General features: G+C 71.7%; 22 protein-coding genes and 1 pseudogene. 15 read left to right on the top strand and 8 right to left on the bottom strand.

What is annotated here, in order from left to right; all coding sequences use genetic code 11:
• Positions 1-328: 328 nt before the first annotated feature.
• The 3 genes from ACQPZ4_RS42825 to ACQPZ4_RS42815 form a co-directional block, all read right to left on the bottom strand.
• A complete protein-coding gene (locus tag ACQPZ4_RS42825) occupies positions 329-997 on the bottom strand; it encodes a response regulator transcription factor (RefSeq protein ID WP_344610478.1) in 669 nt (222 codons plus the stop codon).
• Positions 998-1,030: 33 nt separating this feature from the next.
• Entirely contained in the window at positions 1,031-2,596 is a 1,566-nt protein-coding gene (locus ACQPZ4_RS42820; protein WP_433066925.1) for a sensor histidine kinase, read from the bottom strand.
• A 216-nt stretch (positions 2,597-2,812) separates the two neighbouring features.
• Positions 2,813-4,603 carry an AMP-dependent synthetase/ligase gene (locus ACQPZ4_RS42815; RefSeq protein ID WP_433049703.1) on the bottom strand — a complete coding sequence of 597 codons (1,791 nt, stop codon included), beginning with the start codon at positions 4,601-4,603 and terminating at the stop codon, positions 2,813-2,815.
• 141 nt (positions 4,604-4,744) lie between these two features.
• Here ACQPZ4_RS42815 and ACQPZ4_RS42810 point away from each other — a divergent pair, with 141 nt between their 5' ends.
• From ACQPZ4_RS42810 to ACQPZ4_RS42785, 6 genes and pseudogenes are all read left to right on the top strand, one after another.
• Entirely contained in the window at positions 4,745-5,188 is a 444-nt protein-coding gene (locus ACQPZ4_RS42810; RefSeq protein ID WP_433049700.1) for an SRPBCC family protein, read from the top strand.
• Positions 5,185-5,472: pseudogene (locus ACQPZ4_RS42805) on the top strand (hypothetical protein); the annotation flags it as partial. The gene ACQPZ4_RS42810 and the pseudogene ACQPZ4_RS42805, both read left to right, overlap by 4 nt.
• A gap of 47 nt (positions 5,473-5,519) precedes the next feature.
• A complete protein-coding gene (locus ACQPZ4_RS42800) occupies positions 5,520-6,464 on the top strand; it encodes an ROK family glucokinase (RefSeq protein WP_433049697.1) in 945 nt (314 codons plus the stop codon).
• 12 nt (positions 6,465-6,476) lie between these two features.
• The gene (locus ACQPZ4_RS42795; protein ID WP_433049694.1) at positions 6,477-7,151 is read left to right on the top strand and encodes an endonuclease/exonuclease/phosphatase family protein; all 675 of its coding nucleotides are present in this window, start codon (positions 6,477-6,479) and stop codon (positions 7,149-7,151) included.
• 18 nt (positions 7,152-7,169) lie between these two features.
• Entirely contained in the window at positions 7,170-8,582 is a 1,413-nt protein-coding gene (locus tag ACQPZ4_RS42790; RefSeq protein ID WP_433049691.1) for a flavin-containing monooxygenase, read from the top strand.
• Positions 8,583-8,593: 11 nt separating this feature from the next.
• On the top strand, positions 8,594-9,385 hold the full coding sequence (locus ACQPZ4_RS42785; protein ID WP_433049688.1) for an alpha/beta hydrolase: 792 nt from the start codon (positions 8,594-8,596) through the stop codon (positions 9,383-9,385).
• 4 nt (positions 9,386-9,389) lie between these two features.
• Here ACQPZ4_RS42785 and ACQPZ4_RS42780 read toward each other — a convergent pair whose 3' ends face one another.
• Positions 9,390-10,217: a DUF308 domain-containing protein gene (locus tag ACQPZ4_RS42780; protein WP_433049685.1), complete on the bottom strand. Its 828-nt coding sequence runs from the start codon at positions 10,215-10,217 to the stop codon at positions 9,390-9,392.
• A gap of 178 nt (positions 10,218-10,395) precedes the next feature.
• Here ACQPZ4_RS42780 and ACQPZ4_RS42775 point away from each other — a divergent pair, with 178 nt between their 5' ends.
• Positions 10,396-11,112, top strand: a complete 717-nt coding sequence (locus ACQPZ4_RS42775) for a lysophospholipid acyltransferase family protein (RefSeq protein ID WP_433049682.1) — start codon at positions 10,396-10,398, stop codon at positions 11,110-11,112.
• Here the strand turns inward: ACQPZ4_RS42775 and ACQPZ4_RS42770 are convergent.
• Entirely contained in the window at positions 11,054-14,641 is a 3,588-nt protein-coding gene (locus tag ACQPZ4_RS42770; RefSeq protein ID WP_433049679.1) for an ATP-binding protein, read from the bottom strand. The genes ACQPZ4_RS42775 and ACQPZ4_RS42770 overlap by 59 nt on opposite strands.
• Positions 14,642-14,755: 114 nt before the next feature.
• Positions 14,756-15,448, bottom strand: a complete 693-nt coding sequence (locus ACQPZ4_RS42765) for a Crp/Fnr family transcriptional regulator (protein WP_223097114.1) — start codon at positions 15,446-15,448, stop codon at positions 14,756-14,758.
• A gap of 312 nt (positions 15,449-15,760) precedes the next feature.
• On the opposite strand from ACQPZ4_RS42765, the gene ACQPZ4_RS42760 reads away from it, so the two are divergent.
• Together ACQPZ4_RS42760 and ACQPZ4_RS42755 are read left to right on the top strand one after the other, a co-directional pair.
• Complete coding sequence (locus tag ACQPZ4_RS42760) at positions 15,761-16,645, top strand: phosphotransferase (RefSeq protein WP_433049676.1); 885 nt, start codon at positions 15,761-15,763, stop codon at positions 16,643-16,645.
• 33 nt (positions 16,646-16,678) lie between these two features.
• On the top strand, positions 16,679-17,173 hold the full coding sequence (locus tag ACQPZ4_RS42755; protein ID WP_433049673.1) for a polyadenylate-specific 3'-exoribonuclease AS: 495 nt from the start codon (positions 16,679-16,681) through the stop codon (positions 17,171-17,173).
• Here ACQPZ4_RS42755 and ACQPZ4_RS42750 read toward each other — a convergent pair.
• Positions 17,123-17,593 (bottom strand): ABA4-like family protein, encoded by a 471-nt coding sequence (locus ACQPZ4_RS42750; RefSeq protein WP_433049670.1) that lies wholly within the window; start codon positions 17,591-17,593, stop codon positions 17,123-17,125. The genes ACQPZ4_RS42755 and ACQPZ4_RS42750 overlap by 51 nt on opposite strands.
• The gene (locus tag ACQPZ4_RS42745) at positions 17,593-18,522 is read right to left on the bottom strand and encodes a hypothetical protein (RefSeq protein WP_433049667.1); all 930 of its coding nucleotides are present in this window, start codon (positions 18,520-18,522) and stop codon (positions 17,593-17,595) included. Before ACQPZ4_RS42745 ends, ACQPZ4_RS42750 begins: the two co-directional genes overlap by 1 nt.
• Positions 18,523-18,703: 181 nt before the next feature.
• Between ACQPZ4_RS42745 and ACQPZ4_RS42740 the strand changes: the two genes are divergently transcribed.
• The 6 genes from ACQPZ4_RS42740 (at position 18,704) to ACQPZ4_RS42715 (ending at position 25,625) form a co-directional block, all read left to right on the top strand.
• Positions 18,704-19,342, top strand: coding sequence for a MerR family transcriptional regulator (locus tag ACQPZ4_RS42740; RefSeq protein ID WP_433049664.1), 639 nt, complete (start codon positions 18,704-18,706; stop codon positions 19,340-19,342).
• A gap of 121 nt (positions 19,343-19,463) precedes the next feature.
• Entirely contained in the window at positions 19,464-20,492 is a 1,029-nt protein-coding gene (locus tag ACQPZ4_RS42735) for a 6-phosphofructokinase (protein WP_433049661.1), read from the top strand.
• Between the two features lie 64 nt (positions 20,493-20,556).
• Positions 20,557-21,360, top strand: coding sequence for a pyrroline-5-carboxylate reductase (gene proC / locus ACQPZ4_RS42730; RefSeq protein WP_433049658.1), 804 nt, complete (start codon positions 20,557-20,559; stop codon positions 21,358-21,360).
• A 509-nt stretch (positions 21,361-21,869) separates the two neighbouring features.
• Positions 21,870-23,204 carry an IS4 family transposase gene (locus ACQPZ4_RS42725; protein WP_433046682.1) on the top strand — a complete coding sequence of 445 codons (1,335 nt, stop codon included), beginning with the start codon at positions 21,870-21,872 and terminating at the stop codon, positions 23,202-23,204.
• Between the two features lie 548 nt (positions 23,205-23,752).
• Positions 23,753-24,253: a DUF2199 domain-containing protein gene (locus ACQPZ4_RS42720; protein WP_433049655.1), complete on the top strand. Its 501-nt coding sequence runs from the start codon at positions 23,753-23,755 to the stop codon at positions 24,251-24,253.
• A gap of 283 nt (positions 24,254-24,536) precedes the next feature.
• Positions 24,537-25,625, top strand: a complete 1,089-nt coding sequence (locus ACQPZ4_RS42715) for an FHA domain-containing protein (protein ID WP_433049652.1) — start codon at positions 24,537-24,539, stop codon at positions 25,623-25,625.
• Positions 25,626-26,196 lie beyond the last annotated feature (571 nt).

Here is a 26,196-nt window from a genome sequence, read left to right as displayed (position 1 = left end):
GGCGAATGACCACGGCGCCGTGGTGGCGACGAAGCGGCGAGACGAAGCGGCGAGACGAAGCGGCGAGAGACCGCGGTGACGAACCGGCGCCGAAGCGGCGAGACGAAGCGGCGAGGGGAAAGAAGCGCGATTCGCGAAGCGATAGGCGGTCCGTTCCTGCACGCGCTTGTTGCACAGGAATGTCCGTTCGGCCCAGCGCATTCTGCGGCAACGGCCCACGCATTCCGAAAACGGCGGCCGGAAACCGAAGTGCGGCGAGGAAATGGCGCGGCCGGCTGCCCGGGGGTAACGGGAGCCGGCCGTACGCGCGATTCGGGGGTGAAAAGCCTTAGAAGCTGGGGGCGTCGGGGGCTTCGAGCAGACCGAGGCGGAGCGCGGTCATGAGGGCCTGGGCACGGTTCGCGGCGCCGAGCTTCTCGTAGAGCTTCGAGATGTGGGTCTTCGCGGTGGACTCGGAGACGAACAGCTGCTTGGCGATGCCGGCCACGCTCATGCCGTCGGCGAGCAGGCGCAGGACCTGGCCCTCGCGGGGGGACAGCTGCGGGCCGCTCGGCGCCAGCCGGCGCTTCATGGCCTCGGCCAGGTCGGCGGCGGTGAAGGCGCTGGGGGCCGAGGCGGCGTGCCGGGCCGCGGCCACGACCTCGTCGGCCGGGGCGGTCTTCGGCACGAAGGCCGAGGCGCCGGCCTCGAGGGCGCCGAAGAGCTGGTCGTCGCCGGCGTACATGGTCAGCACGACGATGCCCATGCTGTTGCTCGTCTTGCGCAGGGCGCGGGTGGCCTCCAGGCCGCTGCCGTCGGGCAGGCGGAGGTCCATGATCACGACGTCGGGCTGCAGGGCGCCGGCCTGGCGGATCGCCTCGGCGGCCGTCGCGGCCTCGCCCACCACCTCGAACTGGCGGTCGCGCTCGAACGCGTGCCGCAGTCCTCGGCGAATCAGATCGTGGTCGTCGACGAGCAACACTTTGGTGCGGGTCGTCGGCGTCGCGGTAGTAGACATTCCCGGTGCTCTCTCCCTCTGGGTGCCTTCACGCTACCGCGCACGCGGTGCGGTTCCGAGCACAACCGCCACTGTGGTCCCATTCGGCACGCGTGGCGTGATCTCCAACCGGCCTCGGATACGTTCCGCCCTCTCGGCCATGATCGCAAGACCATAGTGACCGTCCGGACGGTTCTCACCGATGCCGCTGCCATCGTCGGATATTTCTACCTGAGCGAACGGAGGATCGACCGCGCACGTTACCCAAAGATTCTCCGCGCCGGCGTGTTTCCGCGCGTTGGTGATCGCTTCCTGGGCGATGCGCAGCAGTTCCGCCTCGACCGCGGCGGGCAGCCGGGCGGTGGTCTCGTCGAGCGACAGGTGCACGCGCAGGCCGGCCGACGCGCCGACGGTGCGGGCGTAGTCGGAGATCGCGGCGGTGAGCCCGCCGTAGCGGTCGACCTCGCTGCGCAGCTCGAACAGCGACAGCCGCAGCTCCGTGATCACCCGCGTGACCTCGGCCCGCAGGATCCGCAGCTCCTCCTCGGCGGCCTCGGCGTCGGGCAGGGCGGCGACGGCGTTGTCGATGCCGTACCCCACCATCACCAGCTCCTGCGCCACCCCGTCGTGAATCTCGCGGGCCAGCCGCTGGCGCTCCTCGGTGGTCGCCAGCGAGCGGACCTCGTCGAAGAGCAGGGCCGCCTCGAGCCGCAGGGCCGCCGGGCCGGTGACCGACTGGACCTTGGTGACGGTGGCGGGCGGGTAGGCGCCGGGGGAGTCGGACTCGAGCACGATCAGCCCGACGGTGCGCACTCCGGCGATGAGCGGCACCGCCATCGAGGAGATGCTCTGCCCGCGGGCGACCGAGCGGGCCTGCGAGCGGCCGGAGACGACCGGCTGCTGGGTGGCCCAGGCGTCGGCGACGGCGCTCTCGGTGTCCAGGGCGGTCTCCCAGTCGAGCCGCTCGACGCCGGCCTGGGCCAGCACCACCAGCCGGCCGCCGCCGCTGCCGGACAGCACGGCGCCGCGGGTCGAGGGCACCATCGCGCGCACCTCGTCGAGCAGGTGCTCGGCCAGCCCGCCCGGGTCGAGGGTGGCCCCGGGCAGCTGGCGGGCGACGCTGCGCAGCTGGGTCAGCAGGCGGGTCGCCTCGGCGTAGGGCTGGGGCTGCTCCTCGGGGCGGCGGGCCAGCAGGACCCGCTGCAGGATCGTGGTCAGGTAGGCCGCGACGCCGGCGATGAGCAGCCACTGCGCGCCGGCCGCGATGTAGTCGCGCTCGTCGAGCCGGCCCTCGACCCCGCCGCCGACCGCCAGCAGCGCGGCCGCCGCGACCACGTAGGCCCCGGCCATCCGGCGGCCCTCGGAGAGCGCGGCGGCGACGATCGGCACCGGGAGGTACACGAGCAGGGCCTGGGCGTCGCCGTTGAGCGTGGAGGCGGCGAACGCGGTGATGAGCACCTCGGCGGTGCGGCCGAGCCGGGCCACCTCGTGCGACTCGGGCGCGACGGTGGCCACCACGGCCGCGGCGAGCAGCAGCGCGAGCCAGAGCAGCTCGGACGGGCGCACGTCGCCGTCGGTGAGCACGAGGACGGCGGCCAGGGCCAGCAGCAGCGCCCGCACGGCGACGATCGCCCGCTGCGCCTGGGCGGCGGACGCCGAGGACGCGGAGGCGCGCTCCGGGCCCCCGCCGGCCCGGGCCGGAGCGGCGGCGGTGGTCGTGGTGCCGCGGGCGGTGGGCAGGTCGGTCAACAGCGTTCCCTTCCAGCTGGCAAGCCGATCACCGGCGGGTCCCCCCAGGACACGTAACCACGGGACGGGAGGGCACGCGACCCGAGGTCAGCGCTCGTAGATGGCGGCGATGTCGCCCTCGTACTCCTTCATCACGACGTTCCGCTTCACCTTCAACGACGGAGTGAGCTCTCCGGTCGCCTCCGTGAAGTCGCGGGGCAGGATCCGGAACACCTTGATGCCCTCGGCCTTGGACACCGCCTGGTTGGCCTCGTCGATGGCCTTCTGCACCTCGGCGCGCAGCTGCTCGTCGTCAACCAGGCTCTCCATCGAGGCGTCCCCGGGCTTGCCGTTGTCCTTCTTCCAGGCCGGCAGCGCGTCGGGGTCGATGGTGACCAGCGCGGCGATGAACGGCTTGCGGTCGCCGATGACCATGCACTGGCTGATCAGCGCGTGGGCCCGCACGCGGTCCTCGAGCACGGCCGGGGCGACGTTCTTGCCGCCGGCGGTGACGATGATCTCCTTCTTCCGCCCGGTGATCCGCAGGAACCCGTCGTCGTCGAGCTCGCCGAGGTCGCCGGTGTGGAACCAGCCGTCGGCGTCGATCGCCTCGGCGGTGGCGTCCGGGTTGTTCCAGTACCCCTTGAAGACGATGTCGCCCTGCACGAGGATCTCGCCGTCGTCGCCGATGCGGATCGTCACGCCGGGCAGCGGGCGCCCGACGCTGCCGATGCGCACGCCGTTGTCCCGGTTGGCGTTCGTCGCGGGGGAGGTCTCGGTCAGCCCGTAGCCCTCGTAGATCGTGACGCCGATGCCGCGGTAGAAGTGCGCGAGCCGCTCGCCGAGCGGGGCGCCGCCGGAGATGGCCCGCGTGCACTGCCCGCCCAGCGCCGCCCGCAGCTTGCTGTAGACGAGCCGGTCGAACAGCGCGTGCTGGGCCTTGAGCAGCAGCCCGGGCGAGGGCGCGGCGCTGTAGTCGATGGCCACCTTCTCGGCCCGCTCGAAGATCGAGCCCTTGCCGTCGGCCTGCGCGCGCTGCTTCGCGGTGTTGTAGACCTTCTCGAACACTCGGGGCACGGACAGTACAAACGTGGGCTTGAAGCTCTTGAGCATGTCGGCCAGGTTCTTGGTGTCGGCCGTGTGCCCCATGGTGGCCCGGGCCTGCACGACGCCGATCTGGATCAGCCGGGCGAACGAGTGGGCCAGGGGCAGGAAGAGCAGCGTGCGGGCGCCCTCGTTGAACAGCGAGCGCAGCTCCGGGATCGCGTTGACGATGTCGGCCAGCATGTTGCGGTGCGTGATCATGCAGCCCTTGGGCCGGCCGGTCGTGCCGCTGGTGTAGATGATCGTGGCCAGGTCGTCGGCCTTCGTCGCGGCGCGCCGCCGCTCGACGTCCTCGCGGGTCACCGCCGCGCCCTCGCCGGCGAGCTGCTCGAGCGCGCCCGGGGTGCCGTCGATCTGCCACACGTGGGTCAGGGCGGGCGCGCGGTCGCGGACCCGGTCCACGGCCTCGCGGTGGGCGTCGGTCTCCACGAAGCAGGCGACCGCGCCGGAGTCCTCGAGGATCCAGGCCACCTGCTCGGGGCTGGAGGTCTCGTAGATCGGGACGGTGACCGCGCCGCAGGACCAGATCGCGTAGTCGATGAGCGTCCACTCGTAGCGGGTCTTGCTCATGAGCGCGACCCGCTCGCCCGGCTCGATCCCGGCCGCGAGCAGGCCGCGGGCCAGGTCGACGACCTGGTCGAGGAACTCCGCGCAGGTCACGTCGAGCCAGCGGCCGCCGTCCAGGCGCTGGAACTGCACCGTGGCGGGGGCCACCGCGGCGTTGTCCCAGACCGGGTCGGTCAACGTGGCCGTGTCGGCGACGGTGACCGCGGCGGGGACGGAGAACTCACGCACGTCCGGCTCCATTTCGACGCTGTTTCTGTAACGGGAACCTACCGGTACGCCCGCACGGGTGCACAGGGTGCCTGCACCCCGAACAGTTGGCGAGGCGAGCCGACGCTTCGCGAACGGCGCGGCAGAGGTAGCCTGCCACGCATGGCCGACACTTCGACGCAGTCGATCGTCATTGACGCGCCCCCGGAGCGGGTCGCCGCGGTCATCGCCGATTTCGCCCGCTACCCGGAGTGGGTCGCGGCGGTGAAGTCGGCCGAGGTGGTCGAGGAGTACGAGGACGGGTACGCCAGCCAGGTCCACTTCGTGCTCGACTCCGGCCCGGTGACGGACGAGTACACGCTGCGTTACGAGTATGCCGAGGACCTGAGCCGCATCGAGTGGAGCCTCACCGCGCCGTCGAAGATGCAGAAGCAGCAGGACGGCTCCTACGACATCGGCGCCAATCCGGACGGCACCTCCACGGTGACCTACTCGCTGTCGGTGGAGCTGGCGATCGGGATGATCGGCATGTTCAAGCGCAAGGCCGAGAAGATGATCATGGACACCGCACTGAAGGAGCTCAAGCGCCGGGTCGAGGGCGCATGAGGGACCCTCGCGAGGAGGCCGAGCGCCTCGTCGCCGCCGCCCTCGCCGCCGTGTCCATGGCGGCGAACAGCACGGCCGGGTTCGCCACCGGTTCCGGCGAGTGCTGCGTCTGCCCGCTGTGCAAGGCCATCGCCGCGGCCCGCGATCCCGATCCGGACTTCGCCGAGCGCCTGGCCACCGGGGCCGGGGACGTGGCGGCCGGGGTGGCTTCGTTCCTGCGGGGCTTCGGCGAGAAACCGAGCAAACCGTGGCATGACGCCACGCGTGAAACGTCAACCACCGACAGCGACGTCGCAGAGGATTGACCCCAGAACGAGAGGAGCTTCCCGCAATGGGGCTGACCATCGGCGTCGACATCGGCGGAACCAAGGTGCTCGGCGGTGTCGTCGACACCGCGGGCGACGTGCTGATCCAGACGCGCCGCGACACGCCCGCGCAGGACCCGGGCGAGACCGCGGAGCGGATCATCGACGTGATCAAGGAGCTCTCGGCCGCGCACGAGGTGGAGGCCGTCGGCATCGGCGCGGCCGGGTGGGTCGACGCGACCCGCTCGATCGTGCAGTTCGCCCCGAACCTGGCCTGGCGCGACGAGCCGCTGCGCGACAAGATCCAGCAGGCGGTCGGCCTGCCCACCGTGGTGGAGAACGACGGCAACGTGGCGGCCTGGGCCGAGTTCCGGTTCGGGGCCGCGCACGACGCCGACGACTCGATGGTGCTGTACACCGTGGGGACCGGCATCGGCAGCGGCATCGTCATCGGCGGCCGGCTGATCCGCGGCGCGAACGGCGTGGCCGGCGAGATCGGGCACACCACGATGGTCCCGGGCGGCCACCCGTGCGGCTGCGGGCGGCAGGGCTGCCTGGAGCAGTACACCAGCGGCAACGCCCTGGTCCGCTTCGCCCGCGCGGACGCCAGGGCCCGGCCCGAGGCGGCCGCCCTGCTGCTGCAGGAGGCCGGCGGCGACCCGGACAAGATCCAGGGCCCGGCCGTCACCGCCGCCGCGCGGCTCGGCGACCCGGTCGCCATCGGCGCGTTCGAGCAGGTCGGCCGCTGGCTCGGGGTCGCCTTCGTGGACATCGTGCAGACCCTCGACCCGCAGGTCATCGTGATCGGCGGCGGCGTGAGCGAGGCCGGCGACCTGCTGCTCAAGCCGGCCCGGGCCAGCTACGAGGAGCAACTCTCCAACCGCGGCCGCCTCCCGGTCGCCGAGATCCGGCCCGCCCTGATGGGCAACCTGGCCGGGGTGGTCGGCGCCGCAGACCTCGCCCGTATGTAGGGACAAACAGGCATGACGAAGATCAGGGTGCTGTCGTACAACCTGCACGGCCTCAAGGACGACCGGCGCGCCCTCGCCGCGGCCGTGCGGGAGGCCGCCCCGGACATCGCGATCCTGCAGGAGGCGCCCCGGCGCTTCCGGTGGCGGCAGAAGTCGGCCGCCCTGGCCCGCGAGCTCGAGCTCGTGGTCGCCGGCGGCGGGCTGCCGGCGCTGGGCAACCTGATCCTCGTCAACCTGCGGGTCCGCGTGGTGACCGGGTGGAACCTGCGCTACCCGCTGACCCCCGGCCGGCACATGCGCGGCGCCGCCTTCGTGCGGTGCCGCGTCGGCCGGTCCACGTTCGTCGCCGGCGGCTCGCACCTCTCGACCGACCCGACCGAGCGGCCGATGCAGGCCGAGCTGCTCAAGCGGGAGATGGACGACGTCGCCGAGCCGCTGGTGTTCGCGGGCGACCTCAACGAGAACTCCGGCGGCGGGGCCTGGCGCATGATCGCCGACGGGCTCACCGATGCGGCCGGGCCCGACGAGCGCCCGACGTTCCCGGCCACGGCCGCCCGCGAGCGGCTCGACGTGATCTTCGCCGATCCCCGGATCGCGGTCCTGCAGTACGACGTGCTGGACACCCCGCAGACCCGCGCCGCCAGCGACCATTTTCCGGTCATCGCCGACCTGGAAATCACCGAATAAATCCGGCATGATGCCGCGGTGAGCGCAGACGGTCGGTTCGAAGATCTCACCGGGAACGCGACCCACTGGCGCGACGGTGAGCCCGTGTACGACCGCGGCGACACCGTGTGCGTCATCGGCGCCGGCGGCACCGGGCTCACCACGATCAAGAACCTGCGCGAGGCCGGGTTCGGGGTCGACTGCTACGAGCGCGAGACCGGCGTCGGCGGCGGCTGGAACTGGCGGCACGACCGCAGCCCGGTCTACGCCAGCACCCACCTGATCTCCTCGAAGCCGTTCACCCAGTTCCCGGACTTCCCGATGCCCGACGACTGGCCGGACTACCCGCACCACTCGCAGATGTTGCAGTACTTCGAGCGCTACGCCGACCACTTCGGCCTGCGCGAGCACATCTGGTTCGGCACCGAGGTGGCCCGCGTCGAGCCGGCCGAGGACGCCGCGGGCGGCCCGCCGCGCTGGGACGTCACCGTGAAGGGCTCGCGCGGCGGCGCCCCGCGGACCATGCGCTACGCGGCCGTGGTCGCGGCCAACGGGCACAACTGGGCGCCGAAGATGCCCGAGTACGAGGGGCTGACGGAGTACCGCGGCAAGGTCATCCACGCCGGCCAGTACAAGGACGCCGCCCAGCTGCGCGGCCGCAAGGTGCTGGTGATCGGGGCGGGCAACTCCGGCTGCGACATCGCGGTCGAGGCGGCCCAGCAGGCGGCGAAGTGCTGGCACTCGACCCGGCGCGGCTACTGGTACGCCCCCAAGTTCGCCCTGGGCCGCCCGGCCGACCAGGTCAACGACAAGGTCCTGGCGATGCGGCTGCCGACCAAGGTCCGGCAGTGGCTGCTGCACCGCACGATCAACATGACCGTCGGCGACCTGACCCGCTTCGGCCTGCCCAAGCCCGAGCACGGCATCCTCGAGATGCACCCGCTGGTCAACAGCCAGCTGCCGTATTACCTGGGGCACGGCGACGTGGTGGCGGTACCGGACATCAAGCACTTCGAGTCGCACGACGTGGTGCTGGCCGACGGGCGGGTGATCGACCCCGACCTCGTGGTCATGGCCACCGGATATCTGCCGAAGTTCGACTTCCTCGCCCCGGAGCTGCTCTCCGCCGACGCCGCCGGGCGCCCGCGGCTGGCCCTGCAGCTGCTCTCCCGGACCCACCCGACGCTCGCCGTGGCCGGGCTGCTGCAGCCGGACTCAGCGCTGTTCACGCTCTCGCACTGGCAGGCCGTGTTCATCGCGCAGTGGCTGCGGGTCCTCGACGCCGCGCCCGACCGCGCCCAGGCCGTCTGGGCCCGCCTGCGCACCGAGGGCGACCGCCGCTACACCCAGGCCAAGGTCACGGAGTCCACCCGGCACTGGTTCGAGGTGAGCCATTTCGTGTACCTCAAGGAGCTCGAAAAGACCCTGCACGAGCTGGAGGCGGTCAAGTGACCACCCGTGTCATGCGGTCCGACGAGTGGTCGGACCCGCCGAAGCCGGTGCGGCGCGAGATCCTCGACGCCCAGCCGCCCGGCCCGGCGGACCCCGCCGCGACCCCCGTGCTGTTCGTGCCGGGCTACGGCCACGGCGCCTGGGCCTTCGCCGAGCACTGGCTGGAGCACACGGCCCAGCGGGGTTTCCCGTCGTACGCCATGAGCCTGCGCGGCCACGGCGGGTCGGGCCCGGCGCCGGACGCCCGCCTGCGCGACTACGTGCACGACGTGACCCAGGTCGCGGCGGGCCTGCCGCGCCAGGCGGTCCTGATCGGCCACGGCGCCGGGGCCCTGGTCGTGGCGATGGCCATGGCGCGGTACCCGGTGAAGGCGGGTGTGCTGGTGTCCCCGGTCTTCGGCGGCCTCGGCACCGCGTTCGGCCTGCTCGGGCGCAACCCGGCCGGCACCCTGCCCGGGATCCTCGGCGGCCGCGTCACGCTGAGCCGCGAGCAGCTGTTCAGCCGCACCCTGCCGGGCAACACGGCGCAGTCGTACGCCCAGCGCCTCCAGCGGGTCCCGGGCGGCGCCCAGCGCCAGCTCATCGCCCGGCACGAGCCGGAGCCGCCGGTCGGGCGCCCGCCGGTGCTCGTCGTGGGCAGCCCGGACGACCGCGTGGTGGCGGGCTCGGCGCTGGAGTGGGTGGCAAGGCGGTACGGCGGATCGCCCCTGCTCTTCCCGGGCATGGGCCACGACCTGATGCTCGACGCCCGCTGGCAGGAGCCGATCGACGCGATCGCGGACTGGCTCAAGCAGGTCGGGTAGCGAGCTAGACCCGGGCGCCGTTGTCCGGGTCGTCGTCCTCGTCGTCGCCCGGGCGCAGGCGCAGGACCAGGGTCACGAACCCGGCCAGGACGCCGGCGAAGCCCAGGAACAGCGTGGTCTGCGAGCCCAGCGGCAGCAGGTCGGGCCAGAACAGCAGGACCAGACCGGCGGCCAGGGCGACGATGGCCACCACGGTGACCGGCGCGACCCGGGGCAGCGGCGGCGGGGGCGGGGGCGTGTAGCCCTCCTCGTCCTCCACCTCGTCGGGCAGGTCGTTGCCGAAGGTGTCCAGGCTGTCCAGCAGCGAGCGGTCCACCGCGTCCGACGGGCGCCGCAGCGACGTGCGCGGGGCCGGCTCGGTGTCCATGTCCGGGGCGGCGGTGCTGGAGGAGTCCAGGTCCTCGGCGGCCGGCCACGGCACCGCGTGGGTCGGATCGACGGTCGTGTGGAAGCCGGCCACGATCGCGGCGAACGCGTCCTCGTCGGACTGGCTCGGCGGGGTCGTGCCCTCCATCGGTACCGGCGCGGCGACCTCCCCGGCCGGCGTGTGCTGCTCCGGGACGGCCGAGGTCAGCTGGGCGAGATAGTCCCGCGCGGTGGCGAGATGGTCCCGGTCGGCGTAGAGCCGGTCGGTCGGCCGCGCCGGCAGCGTCGTCGTGCGCGTCAGCGGATGCAGATCCGAGGCAGGCTGGAGGTATGCCGCGATCCCGCCCTCCGCGAGCATCTCCAGCAGATGCTCACCGACGCGCGGGTCGACGTCGCCCACCACCGCGTACTCCTGCGCCACCAGGCCGTTGTCCCGCCGGCCGCGCCGCGCCCCACCCCCTGGCACAGCTCGCCCCTCCCCGCGGCCGCCGTCGCGACGACCGGGTGCGCCGCGAAAAAACCGCTGACCGAAATCCTGACATGCCCGGCCGTCGTTCCGGGAGTGCGTTGTGGTGTGCCGTACTGGTTCGTAGGCTCTTTGCGACGGTCATCACCGATTGTCGCGCGATCCCGAAAGGCCGGCCGTGCTCTACTGGTTCCTCAAGTACATCGTCCTCGGACCTTGGCTGAAGCTGGTCTTCCGGCCGAAGGTCGAGGGGCGTGAGCACGTGCCCGCCACCGGCCCCGTGATCATCGCCAGCAATCATCTCTCCTTCGCCGACTCGATTTTCATGCCGCTGAGCGTCCGCCGCCGGGTCACGTTCCCGGCCAAAGCGGAGTATTTCACCGGAAAGGGGATCAAGGGCTGGCTGACGAAGCTGTTCTTCGCCGGCACCGGCCAGGTCCCCATCGACCGCTCCGGCGGCAAGGCGGCCCGGGCCGCGCTCGAGGTCGGCCTCAAGATCCTGCGCGAGGGCGGGATCTTCGGCATCTACCCCGAGGGCACGCGCTCTCCTGATGGCCGCCTGTACCGCGGGAAGACCGGCGTCGCCCGCCTGGCGCTCGAGTCCGGCGCCCCGGTGGTACCGGTGGCGATGATGAACATGGACAAAGTGCAACCGATCGGGCAGAAGCTGCCGAACCTCAAGCGGGTGCACATCAAGTTCGGGCCGCCCCTGGACTTCTCCCGCTACGCCGGGATGGCGGGGGACCGGTTCATCGAGCGCGCGGTCACCGACGAGATCATGTACGAGCTCATGACGCTGTCCGGGCGGGAGTACATCGACATGTACGCCCAGAAGGTCAAGAGCGCGTCGGCCCAGCCGAGCCCGCAGGACTCGCAGGAGCCGGTGGCGGCGTGACCTCCGCCAGGCCGAGGAGGCGCGGGGTGCCCGTCTCCTCGGCGTAGCCGCACAGCTCGGCCCGCCACGGCTCGATCCGCGGGTCCCCGCCGCGGCCCAGCGCGCGCACGGCCCAGGCCAGCGACAGCATGCGCGCCGAGTTGTTCGGGATCTCGCCGAAGATCTCGGCCGCGGCCAGGTGCATGTCCGCCGCCCGGGCGTGGTCGCCGTCGACGAACGCGATCGCCCCGGTGATCGTGCGCAGCGCGCCCTCGACCCACGGGGTGCGGTGCGGCACGTCGGCCAGCATGTCGCGGACCGCCATCATCGCCACCCGGCCCGACAGCACCGCCGCGTGCGCGGTCGCGTCGATCCACTCGCCGCTGGCGATCGCCCGGACCTCGCGCCAGGTCTTGGCCAGCTCCACGATCAGCGCCTCGGCGTCGCGGTCGCGCCCCTGCAGGGCCAGGCACAGCGCGCCGTGGCCGAGCGCGACCCACTGCAGCCGGTAGAAGCCCGAGCGGCGGCCCGCGGCCACGATGTCCTCGACGTCGTCGCCGCCGTCCTCCCCGCGCAGGGTGCGGATCCAGGCCCGGACGCCGCGCACCTGCAGGTCCCACTCGCCGCCGGGCTCGGCCATGGCTGCCTCGGCCGCGGCCACGTAGCCGGGCCAGTCGCCGGTGAAGTACGCGGACTGGCACACGTCGGAGTAGCCGGTGGCCAGGGTGTGGCTGCCGGGGACGGCGTTGCGGCTGTCGTCCAGCAGGGCGCGGGCCGCGGTCCAGTCCCCGTCCTCCAGCAGTGCCCAGGAGACGTTGCGCAGGGCCCGGTGCTCCGAGAGCAGCCGGCGCTCACGGCTGACCTCCAGCGCCGACTGCAGCTCGACCAGGCCCGAGCGGTCGCCGGCCTGGAACAGCGCGGTGCCGATGGTGATCCGGGCGCCGGTGGCCACCTCGACCAGGCCGAGCCGGTCGGCGATCTCGGCGGCCGCGCTGGCCGCGGCGACCGCCGGGTCGACCTCGAAGTTCAGCATGTGCAGGCGGCCCAGCTCGGCGTACGCGTCCGCCTTGGCCGGCCCGTCGGGCAGCTCGTCGAAGAGCTCGACCGCCCGGTCCAGGCAGGACAGCGCGTCGAGGCGGTCGGCCCGCAGCCAGGCGGCCTGGCCGCGCACGGTCCAGGCCCGGGCCGCGGCGGCCTGGTCGCCGGCCGCGTAGAGCCGCTCGGCCAGCCCGACCAGCCGGTCGGCCCCGCCCGTGCCCAGGAACGCCTCCGGGTTGGCGTAGAAGTCGATCTCGGTGCTGAGCTGCTCGATCCGCAGCCGCTCGAGCGGGTCGGTGTCCGGGTCGCACAGCGCCAGGGCCTTGCCGGCGTGGGCGGCCGCGGCCTCCAGGGCGTGCAGCGCGTAGGCGCGCCGGGCCGCCCGGTGCATCGCGTCCCGTGCGGGCACCGTGTAGCGGGCGCCGTCCAGGCCGAGCGAGCGGGCGATCTCGTACGCGATGAACCGGTGGTTGGCGACCACCTCGGCCAGGTCGGTGTCCCGGTCGGCGGCCAGCCCGTCGAGCCACTCGGCGGTGCGCTCGTGCCGGGCCACCCGCTCGGTGCGGGGCAGCCGCTGGTAGCAGACGTCGCGGACCAGGACGTGGCCGAAGCGGTACTCGGTCTGCCCGGCCATCGTCGAGGCGGCCTGCTCGTGGATGAGGTCGCGCTGCTCCAGCCGGCGCAGCGAGCGCTCGATGCCGTCGGCGGGCCGGCTCATCGCGGCGCCGACCGCGCCCGGCCAGAAGTTCATCCCGACCACGGCCGCGGCCTGCAGCACCGCCCGGTCGGCGGCGTCGAGCAGGTCGACCCGGTTGGCGATGACCGCGTGCACGCTGTCGGGCATCGGCAGCTCGCGCCCGAGCGCGTCGGTGGCGGGCAGGTTGCCCTGCTCGGCGAGCATGCGGGTGTACTCCAGCGCGTACAGCGGGTTGCCGTCGGCCAGCTCGACCAGGGAGCTCAGCGACTGCGACGGGAACGTGGCCGCCCCGAGCAGGTGCGCGTACATGGTCGCGATCTCGGCGTCGCGCAGCGGGGGCAGCGTGATCGACACCGCCCCGGCCACGGCCCCGGCCCAGCTGGGGTTGCGCTCCAGCAGCTCCGGGCGCGCCGTGCACAACAGCAGCAGCGGTACGTCGCGCACCGACGCCCCCAGCCGCTCGACGAAGCGCACCATCGACTCGTCGGCCCAGTGCAGGTCCTCGAAGACCAGGACGGTCGGCCGGTGGGCGGCCAGCGCGACGACGAAGCGGCGCCAGGCGGACTCGGTCTCGTCGGGCGCGAGCTTCGGCCCCGGCAGTCCGACCAGGGGGCTGAGCGCCTCGGCCAGCCGCTCGGCCTCGGACGGCTCGACGATCGTGGCCAGGGCGGTGTCCAGCCGCTCGCGGGTCGTCTCGGCCGAGTCGGTGTCGAGGATGCCGGACTGCGCCTTGACGATGTCGGCCAGCGCGGCGTACGTGACGTTCTCCCCGAACGGCGGGCAGCGCCCGGTCCGCCAGGCCACCGGCGCGTCGAAGAGCCGCTCGGCGTGCAGGAACAACTCGTGCACCAGGCGGCTCTTGCCGATCCCGGCGTGCCCGAGCACGGTCACCAGCTGCGGCGTGCGCTCGCGCAGGCCCCGGTGCAGCGCGTTGACCAGCAGGCTCAGCTCGTGGGTGCGGTTGACCAGCGGCGTGGAGCCGGCCTCGCGGTCCGGGTGATTGCGCCGCAGCGGGGCCAGGGCCAGCCAGACCTCGGTCGGCGTGGAGCGCCCGCGCAGCGTGGCCGGCGGCTGCTGCTCGAACCGGATCGAGGACTTGGTCAGCGCGTACGTGGTGCCGCAGACCAGCACCCCGCCGGGCGGGGCGAGCGACTGCAGCCGGGAGGCGGTGTTGACCACGTCGCCGGCGACGATGGCCTGGCCGCCGTCGCGGGCCGCGGCCACGTCCACGAGCGCCTCGCCGGTGGCCACGCCGACCCGGAAGCGCAGCTCGCGCTCGCCCTCGCCGGTGCTGGCGTACCGCGCGAGGACCCGCTGCAGCTCCAGCCCGGCCCGCACGCAGCGCACGGCGTCGGTCTCGGTGGCCACGGGCGCGCCGAACAGGGCCATGACGGCGTCGCCGATGTACTTCTCGACGACCCCGCCGTATTGCCCGATCACCTCGCGCGCGGTGGAGAAGAAGCGCTTCTGCAGCTCCCGGACCAGCTCGGGGTCGGCCCGCTCGACGTAGGGCGTGAAGTCGATCAGGTCCACGAACAGCACGCTGATGCGGCGGCGGTCCTCGCTGCGGGCGGCCGGGATGGTGGGCACCTGGGCCCGGCCGGTGGCGCGCTCGGCGCGGATCAGCAGGCCGCGGGCCGCGGTCGTGTCGGCCCGCGGGGTGCCGCAGCCGGTGCAGAAGGCGGCGTCGGGGGCGAGCGTGCGGCCGCACGTGGGGCAGGGTGGGCTCAGCTCGGCGCCGCAACCACCACAGAAACGGTCGCCCTCGCCCGCCTGGCGGCCGCAGCGTGCGCACTGACTGGAAATCGCCGACACTCCCTTGCCCTGTGAGAACCCATCCTCACACGTCGGCGGCCGGGGCGGCCAGGTGTCCGAAATGGCACCCGGGACCCCGGCCGTCCAGCCCTGTGGAGCTGCCCGAATCGGTGCTTACCGGTCGGTCATCCCGGCGCGACGACGAAGGGCGGTGAGATCGGTGACCACGATGCGGCGGCCCTCGGTGCGCAGCCAGCCGCGGCTGGCGAACGACCCGATCGCCTGGTTGACGCTCTGCCGGGAGCCGCCGGCCATCTCGGCGAGCTGGCTCTGGTTGAGCTCGATGGTGACCATCGGCGCGGTGGTCTCGCCGGCCAGCCGGACCAGCGTCTTGGCGACCCGGCCGGGCAGGTCGAGGAAGACGTGGTCGGCGTTCTGCTCGGTGAGCCGCCGGATGAGCAGGCCCAGCGAGCGCATCACGGCGTCGAGGATCCGCGGGTTGGCGTGCACCAGCTCGATGAACGCGTGCCGGGACAGGGCCAGGGCCTGGCAGTCCTCGATCGCCTCGGCCGAGGCCGAGCGGGCCGCGCCGTCGAGCAGGGAGACCTCGCCGAGCGTGTCCGGGGGCCGGACCACGGAAAGGACCGCGCGTTCGCCGGTCGGAGCGGTCCGGAAGACCATCACGGCACCGCGCTTGAGCACGATGAGCGACTCTCCCGGATCGTTTTCGACGAACAGCAGCTGGCCTTTGCGGTATGTCCGTGGCACCGCCGCCTGGATGACCCGTTGACGCACATCGGGCTCCAGACCACTGAACATTTCCACACCGGTCAGTGCGTCGCCGGGATCTGGCAGCCGACCCTCCACGGTCAAACCCCTCCCGGTTCGGCGTTGATCGGACTCGTGATCACGTTAGGTGATCACGACGACTGTAAGGAACTTCTACCAGATCATGACGTGCGTGTCGGAGTCTGTACATCCCCCGCATCGGCTCTCCGACAGCGCCGTTCATGAGTCCGCAGGCAGGCTAGTGCCCACGCGCAAACCGCTGGGGGGCGGGGTGGGGACCGAGGATCCGGTGGTGCGTGCATCGGCCTCGGTCCCTTCATCGAAGAGGATCTTCGACCATTTTCGCCCGTTTTCAAGTGCGCCGGACAGTGACGGCGCATAATGCGCTGCGTGGCTGCCCCCGCCGCCGAGCAGATGCGCACGACACTGCGCCGAAGCTGGCAGTGCAATCCCGGTCCATGCATTCCGCTGGGCCGCGATGCGTGGCAGGTCGAGATCAACAACGGCCAATTCGTCGGCAAATGGGTGCCGATGCACCGCAGATCCGGTTTGGAAGCGGGGCTGTGCGCCGCCGAGCACGTGGACACGTTCGGCGTCGGGGCCGGAATGCCGGTCCGCGCCGCTGACGGGGGGCTCACGGTGGCGGCCGAGGACGGCGCCGTGGCCCTGCTGCACCTGGTGCCCGGGCGCCCGCTGCGGGCGGCCGACCCGCTCGACCGGCAGTGGTGGGGCGACACCCTCGGCCACGCGCACCGCACGCTGCGCCAGTTCACGCATCCGCACCTCGTGAAGTTCGACCCCGCGGCGGTACCGCATCAGGGCCCCCACCTCGACCTGGAGTCCTGGCTCGGACCGGCGGTCCGGCACACGGTCGCGGCGGTGCGCCGGATCATGGTGACGGACCAGCTCACGTACGGCGTGCTGCACAACGACCCGCAGGCCGCCCACTTCCGCCTCGACCCGTCCACCGGCGCCGTCGGCCTGGTCGGCTGGTCCGGGGCCGGCGTCGGGCCACTGCTGGCCGACCTGGCCGCGGCGGTGCTCGCGGCGGGCGGGCCGGCCGCCGCCGACGGGCTGGAGGACGCCTACCTGCGCGCCTCGCGGGTCCCGCGCGACGAGTGCGAGGCCGCCCTGCCCGCCCTGTTGTGCCTGCGCGCGGCCCTGGACGCGGCCGGCGTGGCCGAGCGCATCCACGCCGACGGCGGCCGCCTCGGCGACCACGCGGAGCTCACCCGACTCGCCGGGCTGTACACGCAACTGTCCGACGCGCTCTGATCACCGCCGGGGCCATGGTGTTGGATGGGCCTGGTGGCGCGCTACAGGTACTTCTACGACTGCGAGTTCATCGAGGACGGTCGGCTGATCGATCTCGTCTCGATCGGCGTGGTCGACGAGCACGGCCGGGAGTTCTACGCGATCTCCACCGAGTTCGACGACTCGCGGGCCGTGTCGTGGGTGCGCCGCAACGTGCTGGACAAGCTCCCGTCGCCGGGCGACAAGGCCTGGCGCTCGCGCGAGCGGATCCGCGAGGACCTGCTCGAGTTCCTGACCGAGCCGCTGCGCTCCGGCGAGGCGGACGAGATCGAGCTGTGGGCCTGGTACGCCGCCTACGACCACGTCGCGCTGGCCCAACTGTGGGGCTCGATGCCGACGCTGCCCCGGGAGATCCCGCGGTTCACCAAGGACCTGCGCCAGTTGTGGGACGACGCCGGGCGCCCTCCGCTGCCGGTCGCGGAGGGCCGCCACGACGCCCTAGTCGACGCGCGCCACAACCTCGCCCGCTGGCGCGTCATGCACGGCTGACGGCTGCGGGCGCTTGGTGAGGCGCAACAGGAAGTACACGGGAAGCCCGATCGGGGACAGCAGGACCGTCAGCACCAGGACGGGCGCCATCAGGAGCGGGTGCAGGCCGCGCGTGCGGCTGTCGAGGTAGATCCACCGGCCGATGAACAGGTCCCAGGCGATGACCTGGGCCCACACCGCCGCCACCACCTCGTCCCTTGCCAGCAACGCCTTCACGCCGGCCAGGTCCGGGTTCAGCATCTCCCGCGCGAAGTCGCCGAGGGCCGGCGCGATCGCGACCGCCCAGACGACCAGCGTGGGCAGCACGATGAACGGCGACGCGATGATCCGGCGGCTCCAGCCCCAGGTGGGGGCCAGGATCATGAGGGCCCAGAACGGTACCGTCGCCAGGAACGCGAGCTGGAAGAGCGTCTCGGACATCAGCAGACCTCCGCGGGCGCGACGGTGACGGGGGAGTGGCGCGGCCCGGCGAGCGACCAGGCCGTGCCGAGCGCGGTCAGGACCAGCAGGAGCGCGGCGGCGGCCAGGGTCGGCGCGTCGGGGTGGATCAGTGACTGCCCCCGCAGCGCCTGCCAGGTGACCAGCACCACCAGCCCAGCATAGAAGAACCCGAATGTTCCGATGAGCCGGGTGCGGACCCACTCGTCGCGCAGGCGGGCGATCCGGCGGGCGGCCAGCATCAGCGCGAACGCGAACAGCGGCAGGGCCTGCAGCGCGTGCATGCCGATGAAGTGCCCGGCGCGCAGGTCGCCGCCGGTGGTGCTCCAGCCGACCAGCGGCAGGCCGGGCCCGCCGTCCGCGACGCCGACCGCGTGCGCGCCGACGATCGTGGGCCGCTCCTGGCCGAGCTGGGCCGGGGTCGGCATGGTCATGAGGAACCCGACGCCCATGCCGCCGAGCGCGACGAGGATGCCCAGCCGGACGGCCAGGGCCGTGGCCCGCTCGGGGATGCGCTGGATGAGCAGCAGGATCGCGATGACCAGCGTGGCCACCCAGGCGGTGGCGATGGTGGCGCCCATGATGCTGTACAGCGCGCCGTCGAGCGGCGTGCCCGCGTTGAAGTGGCTCTGCCGCCCGCGGGCGGCCTGCCCGACGATGATCACCATCTCGATGAGCATGGCGGCGGCGATGACCGTGCCGAGCCACCAGGCCGTTCTGGGACGCCGCTCGAGCCGCGGCAGTAACCAGGCGATCGTGGTGGCGTAGATGGCGATGGAGACGGCGAACTTGAACGGCTTGAGCCAGATGGGCGCGCCGACGAGGACGCGGTCGTCGACGAACACGCCGACGAGGCTGACGAGGGCGATGGCGGCCATGAGGCCGGCGACTGTCTTGAGGGGCCGGTGCATGTTCAGCTCCCGGGTGGTTTGGGGCGAAAAGTCGGGCGCTGGCGCGCCGCGACTTTTCGGACATTTCGTATTTTTGTAGGTTCTCGGCAGATAGCGGATAGTGCCGCTCTCGGATAGTGGATAGCTCCGCTGTCCGCTAATGGAAAGGTACACTATCCATGTGGTGATCGGAAGGAGTTCCATGCGCATCGCGGAGCTGAGCCGGCAGACCGGTGTCCCCGTGCCGACGATCAAGTACTACCTGCGCGAGGGCCTGCTCCCGGCCGGCGAGCTGACCAGCCCGAACCAGGCCCGCTATGACGAGCGCCACGTCGAGCGGCTGCGCCTCGTTCGGGTGCTTCTGGACGTCGGCAGGCTGCCGATCGCCACGATCCGTCAACTCCTGGAGGCGCTCGACGAGCCGGATCCGGACGTGCATCACGTGCTCGGCCACGCCCTGCCCTCGACCGCGGGCAACAAGGAGTCCATCGATCCCGACACCGTCGCCGCGGCCCGCACGCGCATCGACAAGCTCGCCGCCGAACGCGAGTGGCTGGTCGGCGAGAACGCACCCGCGCGCCAGGTCGCGGCCGAGGTGCTTGCCGCGTTCGAGCAGGTGGGGGCCGACGTGGGAGTACTACTGGAGGGGTACGCCGACGTCGCCGAGCAGATCGCCGGGCACGACCTGGAGTTCGTGGCGCGGGCCGAGGGGCCGGAGAAAATGCTGTACGCGGCGGTCGTCGGCTCGGTCCTCGGCGACTCGTTGCTGGCCGCGCTGCGCCGCATGACCCAGGAACACGAGTCGGCGAAGAAGTTCGGAATCCGCGGGGACGACTGCTGAGGGTTCAGCCGGAGCGACTACAGTGCGCTGTGAATCGGCAGCGTCGCCATGAGCGGGTACCTCCGGCTCGACCGCGCCCGTCGTGCGGCTCGGGCACGCAACCAGGAAGGCAAGAATCAGCATGCGTATCGGCGTACTGACCGGGGGCGGCGACTGCCCCGGCCTCAACGCGGTCATCCGTGCCGTGGTCCGCAAGGGTATCTCCACCTACGGTCACGAGTTCGTGGGCTTCCGGGACGGTTGGCGCGGTCCCCTCGAGGGCATCACGCGCGAGCTGGGCATCGCCCAGGTTCGCGGCATCCTGCCGCGCGGCGGCACCATCCTCGGCTCGTCCCGCACCAACCCGTTCAAGATCGACGGTGGTGTCGAGAAGATCAAGTCGAACCTGGCCGACCTGGGCGTCGACGCGCTCGTCGCGATCGGCGGCGAGGACACCCTGGGCGTCGCCAGCAAGCTCACCGACCTCGGCGTGAACGTCGTCGGCGTGCCGAAGACGATCGACAACGACCTCGGCGCGACCGACTACACGTTCGGCTTCGACACCGCGGTGAACATCGCCATGGAGGCGATCGACCGGCTGCACACCACCGCCGAGTCGCACCACCGCACCCTCGTCGTCGAGGTCATGGGCCGCCACGCCGGCTGGATCGCCCTGCACGCCGGCCTCGCCGGTGGCGCCAACGTGATCCTGCTGCCGGAGCGCAACTTCGACGTCGACCAGGTCGCCACCTACGTCGAGAAGCGCTTCCAGACGCAGTACAGCCCGATCGTCGTCGTCGCCGAGGGCGCCCAGCCGCTCGACGGCCAGATGGTCCTGCACAACCAGGAGCTCGACTCCTTCGGCCACGTCCGCCTCGGCGGCATCGGCCAGTGGCTCGCCGAGCAGCTCGAGGCCAAGACCGGCAAGGAGGCCCGCACGGTCGTCCTCGGTCACATCCAGCGCGGCGGCACCCCGACCGCGTTCGACCGGGTCCTCGCCACCCGCTTCGGCCTGCACGCGATCGACGCCGTGCACGAGGGCGACTTCGGCAAGATGGTCGCGCTGCAGAGCACCGACATCGTGCGGGTGCCGCTGCAGGAGGCCACCAAGGAGCTCAAGACCGTCCCGGTGGAGCGTTACACCGAGGCCGAGGTCTTCTTCGGTTCCTGAGCCGCCGGCTCCAGGGGGCTGCTCCGGCAGCCCCCTTTTTCTTTCTCACTGTTGGGGAGTCCGCGTGCGCATCATCGCCGTGTTCGGTGCCGGAAAGCTCGGCGAGGTCCTGCTCTCCGGCCTGCTGCGCGCAGGCTGGTCGCCGGACCGCCTCATCGCCACCGCGCGGCGGCCCGAGCGGGCGCGGGAACTGACTGAGCGGTACGGCATCCGCGTCGTCGACAACGAAACCGCCCTCCGCGAGGCGGACGTCGTCACGATCGCCGTGAAGCCGCAGGACGCGGGCGCGCTGCTGGCCGACCTGGGCCCGAAGATGCCGGCCGAGAAGCTCGTGGTGTCGCTGTGCGCCGGCCTGCCCACGACGTTCTTCGCCAAGCACCTGCCGGAGGGCACCCCGGTCGTACGCGTGATGACGAACACCCCGGCCCTCGTCGACGAGGCGATGACCGCCATCTCGGCCGGCTCCTTCGCGACGGCGGAGCACCTGGCCGTGGCCGAGGAGATGTTCCGCCCGCTGGGCCGCACTATTCGGGTGCCGGAGTCGCAGCAGGATGCGGTTACGGCGCTTTCCGGCTCCGGGCCGGCGTACTTCTACTACCTCGTCGAGGCCATGACCGACGCCGGCATCCTGCTGGGCCTGCCGCGCCAGGTGGCGCACGACTTGATCGTGCAGACGGCGATCGGGTCGGCCATCATGCTGCGCGAGTCGGGGGAGCACCCGGTGAAACTGCGCGAGGCGGTGACGTCGCCGGCCGGTACGACGATCAACGCGATTCGGGAGCTGGAGAATCACGGGGTTCGGGCGGCTCTGCTTTCGGCTTTGGAGGCGGCCCGGGATCGGGCGCGGGAGATCGCCGCGCAGGGCTGACGGGGCTCAGCACCTCGTTTCCGGATTGACCATCGGGTCGGTGGGAAAAACAATGCGCCGGACCGATGGGCAACCACATATGTGCCCTCGTCCGATGGTCCCCGGCCGCCTGCGGCGACCGGAATGTATAAGCGTGGTCCCGGTGAAGACTCTGGTCACCGTTCGGTGGTCCGGGCCGTAGTTCGGGAGCCGGGTCCGCCGTGGTCATCGTTCGGTGGTCCCGGTTTTACCTTGCTCATTTGCGATTGTTCGGTTGTTGGGCTTGGTCCATTTTGGGCCTGGTGGGACAATTTGTGTGTGGGGCAGTTGTCATTGTTTGGGCGGGCTGAATTGGCCGCTATGCGGGATTGCACGAGGCGTCGGAATTACTCTGCCAGGAACGAGGCGTTTCGTCGGGAGCACAAGCGGCATCGGGATTGGGGGCAATGCCACGTAGCTTAAGTTGATCTTGTTGGGTGCTCGGCGTGGTGTGGTGACATCGATGGCGGTTCCGGTTTGGATCGCGGGTCATGACCTCGGTGGTGGTGGATCGGCCGGTGGTGCGTCCTGATCAGGTCACGCTGGGCGTGCTGATCTCGCAGGTGCCGCGGGATGCGGTGGATGACGCTGTGGCGGTGTGCGGGGTACGGGAGCGGCGTTCGGATGGCAAGCTGCCGGCGCATGTGACGGCGTATCTGACGCTTGCGTTGGCGTTGTTCCCTGACGATGACTATGAGGAGGTCGCCGCGAAGGTGACCGGGTCGCTGGACCGGTTCGGGGTCTGGGACGCGGGCTGGAGCGTGCCGACCTCGTCGGCGATCACGCAGGCCCGGAAACGGCTGGGTCGTGAACTGTTCGCCGAACTGTTCCGCGGCACCTGCGGGCCGGTCGCCGGGCGGGCCGGTCCGGCGGCGGCCGCGGCGGCGCTGGGCGCGGCACGGGGTTCGTTCCTGCGCTCGTGGCGGCTCCTGGCGATCGACGGGTTCGAGATCGACGTGCCTGACACACCCGCGAACGTGGCGGAGTTCGGCTATGCCGGCAGTGGTGAGAAACAGTCGTCGTTCCCCAAAGCCCGGGTCGTGGCCCTCGCCGAGTGCGGCACCCACGCGTTCGTCGCCGCCGCGGTCGGCACCCACACCAGCGGCGAGAAAACCCTCGCCGCCACGCTCTACCCACAGCTGCACGGCGATGAACTGCTGACCGCCGACCGGGGTTTCTACTCCTGGCGCGGCTGGCAGACGGCGCAGGCCACCGGCGCGGCGCTGCTGTGGCGGGCCCCGACGAACCTGCACCTGCCCGTGATCAAGATCCTGCCCGACGGCACCTACCTCAGCATCCTGATCAAACCCGAGATCCGGTTCATCCCACGCCGGGACCGGCTGCTGGCCGCCGCCCGCGCCGGCACCCACCTGGACAACCTCGATCACATCCCCGAGGCGTTCGACCGCCACGGCGAACCGATCGCGCATCTCGTCCGCGTCATCGAGTACGACATCCCCGACCGCGCCGGCGACGGCCACCACGAACTCATCGCCCTGACCACCACCATCCTGAACCCCGCCGACGCCCGCGCCGACGAACTCGCCGCCGCCTACCACCAGCGCTGGGAACAAGAAACCAGCCATGACCAGCTCAAAACCCACCTCCGCGGCCCCGGCCAAGTCCTGCGTTCCCGGCTACCCGACCTCGTCCACCAGGAAATCTGGGCCTACCTCATCGTCCACCACGCCGTCACCGCCCTGATCACCCAAGCCTCCGCCGCCGCCGACCTCGACCCCGACCAGATCTCCTTCACCAAAACCCTCCGCCTGATCCGCCGCACCGCCACCGGAACAGCCGCTATTCCCCCCTCACCACTGGACTGAGCAACTCCCCGACCACCTCCACCACATCACCACCCACCGCATCCCGCCACGACGCGAACGCACCTGCCCCCGCGCCATCAAACGCGTCCGGCACTGCCACTACCGCCTCAAACAACCCGGCGAACCAGCCAGCACCCGCCACGACAAACCCCCAACCATCCGCCACCACCCACTCACCACAAGATCAAACTAAGCTACGTGGCATTGGGACTGGGGGCTTGCTCAGCGGCATGCCGAGAAGTTGCGGCGGTTGCGGCAGGAGCGGGACGAGGCCGCGGAAGCAGCCGCTCGTTCTGCACCTCTCAGTGCGTCGCTGGACGAAGCCGTGTCGCTGGACGAAGCCGTGTCGCTGGACGAAGCCGTGTCGCTGGACGAAGCCGTGCCGCCGCTCCCGGCCCCGCGAGCGCCGGCGGCGGAAGGACGTCGATATGTCGGGCGCTCCGCCAGCCCGACATATCGGATTTATACCCCGCCAGGCGACATGCCGGTTCTCAAGTTGGCTGAGCCAAGTTGGCCGTGGCTCCAGGCTGCGGGTCTACCATGCCGCGGTGACGTTTGTCTGCGAGTGCTGCGGCACGGAGGTCGGCGACACTCCGGCCGTGTGGGCGTTCTCCGCGCCCGACTACTGGGGCGCGCCCGAGGCCGGCGGCGAATCCTTCCTCGAGGAGGAGCTGTGCTGCATCGATGCGCCCGAACTCGACGAGCTCCACTTCTTCATGCGCGGGCTGATCGAGATTCCGGTGCGGGGGACCGACGAGCCGTTGACGTACAACGTGTGGGTCAGTCTCAGCGCCGCGAACTTTCAGCGGGCGGTCGAGCTGTGGGACGACCCGGCGCGGGCCGAGGAGAAGCCGTACTTCGGGTGGTTGTCCAACAACATCCCCGGGTACCCCGACACGATCCAGCTCAAGACCCGCGTGCATACTCGGGAACCGGGCCGCCGGCCGCTGGTCGAGCTGGAGCCGACCGACCATCCGCTCGCCGTCGAGCAGCGGGAAGGCATTGACGCGCACCGGCTTCTGGAGGTCGCGAAGACCTGCGGCGGGTGAGATCTCGTTCATTCAGGCATTCACCGCTGTTGACGTCTGCGACCGGTGATCTACCTTTTCCTTACCAACAGTCAGAACCCGACTACTCACGACGAGACGGGCATTCCCCCCAATTGCCTCCGTCGTGTGTACCGCGCCCGGCGCCTTCCCTCCCCTCCCCCCGAGGTTGGCCGGAGTGCGCGGCGCAAGGCCCGCCGTCGACCGCAGAGGTGGTCGGCGGCGGCTTTGCGGTTGGTTGCCCGTCGTTTCCAGTCCTCGGCCGGGGCTGAGGCAGAATGTTGCGGTGCGATTCGAAACGAGCCGGGCACTGGACGCGATCGAGCGGCGACTCACGGTCGACCCCCTGGCCGCGGGTGGCGTGATCGACCTGGTGGAGGCCGCGCGCAGCGTCGACCTCGACGGTGGGCGGCCGGCCGCGCTGCTGCGCCTCGGCATGTTCATCGACGCGCTGAGCCGGCGGCTGGGCGACGGGAACACCGGCCTCTACGCGATCGCCGAGCGCGGGGCCATGTCCGACACCGACTTCACGTCGAACGAGCGCATGGTCCTGCGCCGGTGGTCGGACGACGGGCTGATCGAGATGCTGCCGCCGAACGCCCGCGTCAATGCGCGGGTGCGAGAGGTGGCGCATTTGACCGGGGTACCGGTGATCAGTCGCAATCCGCTGCCCGGCCATCCCGGCCCGGTCTACCTGACGACCGGCGCGCCCGGCGGCATGGAGCTGACCCTCGCCCCGGCGACCGGCTCGACGCCGCGGCCGCATCCTGTCCTTCTGCGGTACTGGCGCTGCCCCGCCTCCGACTGCCCGGTCTTCGGCCGTCCGCCGGCCGCGGGGGCCGGACAGGCGCCGCCCGCCCTGCCCAGCGGCGCGCCGATCTGTCCCCGCCACGGCGACCGGCTGATCGACTCCGGGCCGCGGCCGCCCGCGCTCGGCCTGGCGGTACGGATCAACGGCACCGTGCGCGCGCGGTTCACGGTCACCGCCGCGCGGCCCGTGGTCGTCGGCCGCGCGCCGGAGGACCCGGGCGGCATCACCATCGGCACCTGGCTCGACGACGAGTCCAGCCGCCGGGTGAGCCGCAACCACCTGCGCTTCGAGCTGCGCGACGGGATGCTGCTGGTCACCGACGTGAGCACCAACGGCGCGGCGGTGCTGGCCCGCACCGGGCCGACGGCGGCGCCGCGGGAGATCGAGCTGACCCGCGGCGAGCCCAAGGCCATGGGGGAGTGGGACGAGGTCGAGATCTACCCGGAGATCACCGTCGGGCGGGCGGACCGGCCGCCGGCCGACGCTCCCACCGGCGGCGCCCCCAACTCGGTCATGGCCGACGCGCCCACGATCGCCCTGCGCCTGCCCCCGCCGCCGCGCTGACGCCTCCGCGTGCCGGCGCCCCGCGATCGTCGCGGTGACGAACGCGTGCCGGCTCTCGCGCACGCCCTGCCTCTGCGCTGATGCCGCAGCGCATCGGCGCCCGCGCGCGCTGGTCGGGTGGCCGCGCTGCCGCCCGCCGCGGGCCTGGGCTCCTGGTCGTCGCGGTGACCAGCGCGCGCCAGCTCCTGCGCCTGCCCCGCCGCCGCGCTGACCTGCGCCTGCCCCGCGCGAGAAGGCCGAAGGTCCGTTTCGTCCCCCCGTCGGGGTATAAATCCGGAAATGTCGCGGCGCGCCAGCGCCCGACATTTCAGGATCGCGACATACCCCCAGGGGGTAGTGAGCAACGCCACCGGTAAATACGTTGCTGAGGAAACAACCGCGAGCTACCTTTCCAAACGTGATCACCACGACCGCCCCGATGGAGCACGGCCACCCGGCCGGCTCGGCGGTCGCCTGGGCGAGCAAGGCGCCAGCCGCAGCGCTAGAGGCCGGCCTGCGAAGCTGACCCTCCTCCCGCAGCCTTCATATGCGGAACCGACGGAGGAGGGTGAGCCGGCCGAGCCGGTACGCC

It is taken from the genome of Dactylosporangium sp. CS-033363 (assembly GCF_050942475.1).
Classification (GTDB): Bacteria; Actinomycetota; Actinomycetes; order Mycobacteriales; family Micromonosporaceae; genus Dactylosporangium.
This window is presented reverse-complemented; position numbering and strand designations above follow the sequence as displayed.

Excerpts from the sequence above, each read along its gene's own strand:
- ACQPZ4_RS42750 (WP_433049670.1), bottom strand. The coding sequence starts at position 17,593 with ATGTCCGAGACGCTCTTCCAGCTCGCGTTCCTGGCGACGGTACCGTTC.
- ACQPZ4_RS42735 (WP_433049661.1), top strand. The coding sequence starts at position 19,464 with ATGCGTATCGGCGTACTGACCGGGGGCGGCGACTGCCCCGGCCTCAAC.
- ACQPZ4_RS42745 (WP_433049667.1), bottom strand. The coding sequence starts at position 18,522 with ATGCACCGGCCCCTCAAGACAGTCGCCGGCCTCATGGCCGCCATCGCC.
- ACQPZ4_RS42800 (WP_433049697.1), top strand. The coding sequence starts at position 5,520 with ATGGGGCTGACCATCGGCGTCGACATCGGCGGAACCAAGGTGCTCGGC.
- ACQPZ4_RS42785 (WP_433049688.1), top strand. The coding sequence starts at position 8,594 with ATGCGGTCCGACGAGTGGTCGGACCCGCCGAAGCCGGTGCGGCGCGAG.
- ACQPZ4_RS42795 (WP_433049694.1), top strand. The coding sequence starts at position 6,477 with ATGACGAAGATCAGGGTGCTGTCGTACAACCTGCACGGCCTCAAGGAC.
- ACQPZ4_RS42725 (WP_433046682.1), top strand. The coding sequence starts at position 21,870 with ATGACCTCGGTGGTGGTGGATCGGCCGGTGGTGCGTCCTGATCAGGTC.
- ACQPZ4_RS42810 (WP_433049700.1), top strand. The coding sequence starts at position 4,745 with ATGGCCGACACTTCGACGCAGTCGATCGTCATTGACGCGCCCCCGGAG.
- ACQPZ4_RS42740 (WP_433049664.1), top strand. The coding sequence starts at position 18,704 with ATGCGCATCGCGGAGCTGAGCCGGCAGACCGGTGTCCCCGTGCCGACG.
- ACQPZ4_RS42825 (WP_344610478.1), bottom strand. The coding sequence starts at position 997 with ATGTCTACTACCGCGACGCCGACGACCCGCACCAAAGTGTTGCTCGTC.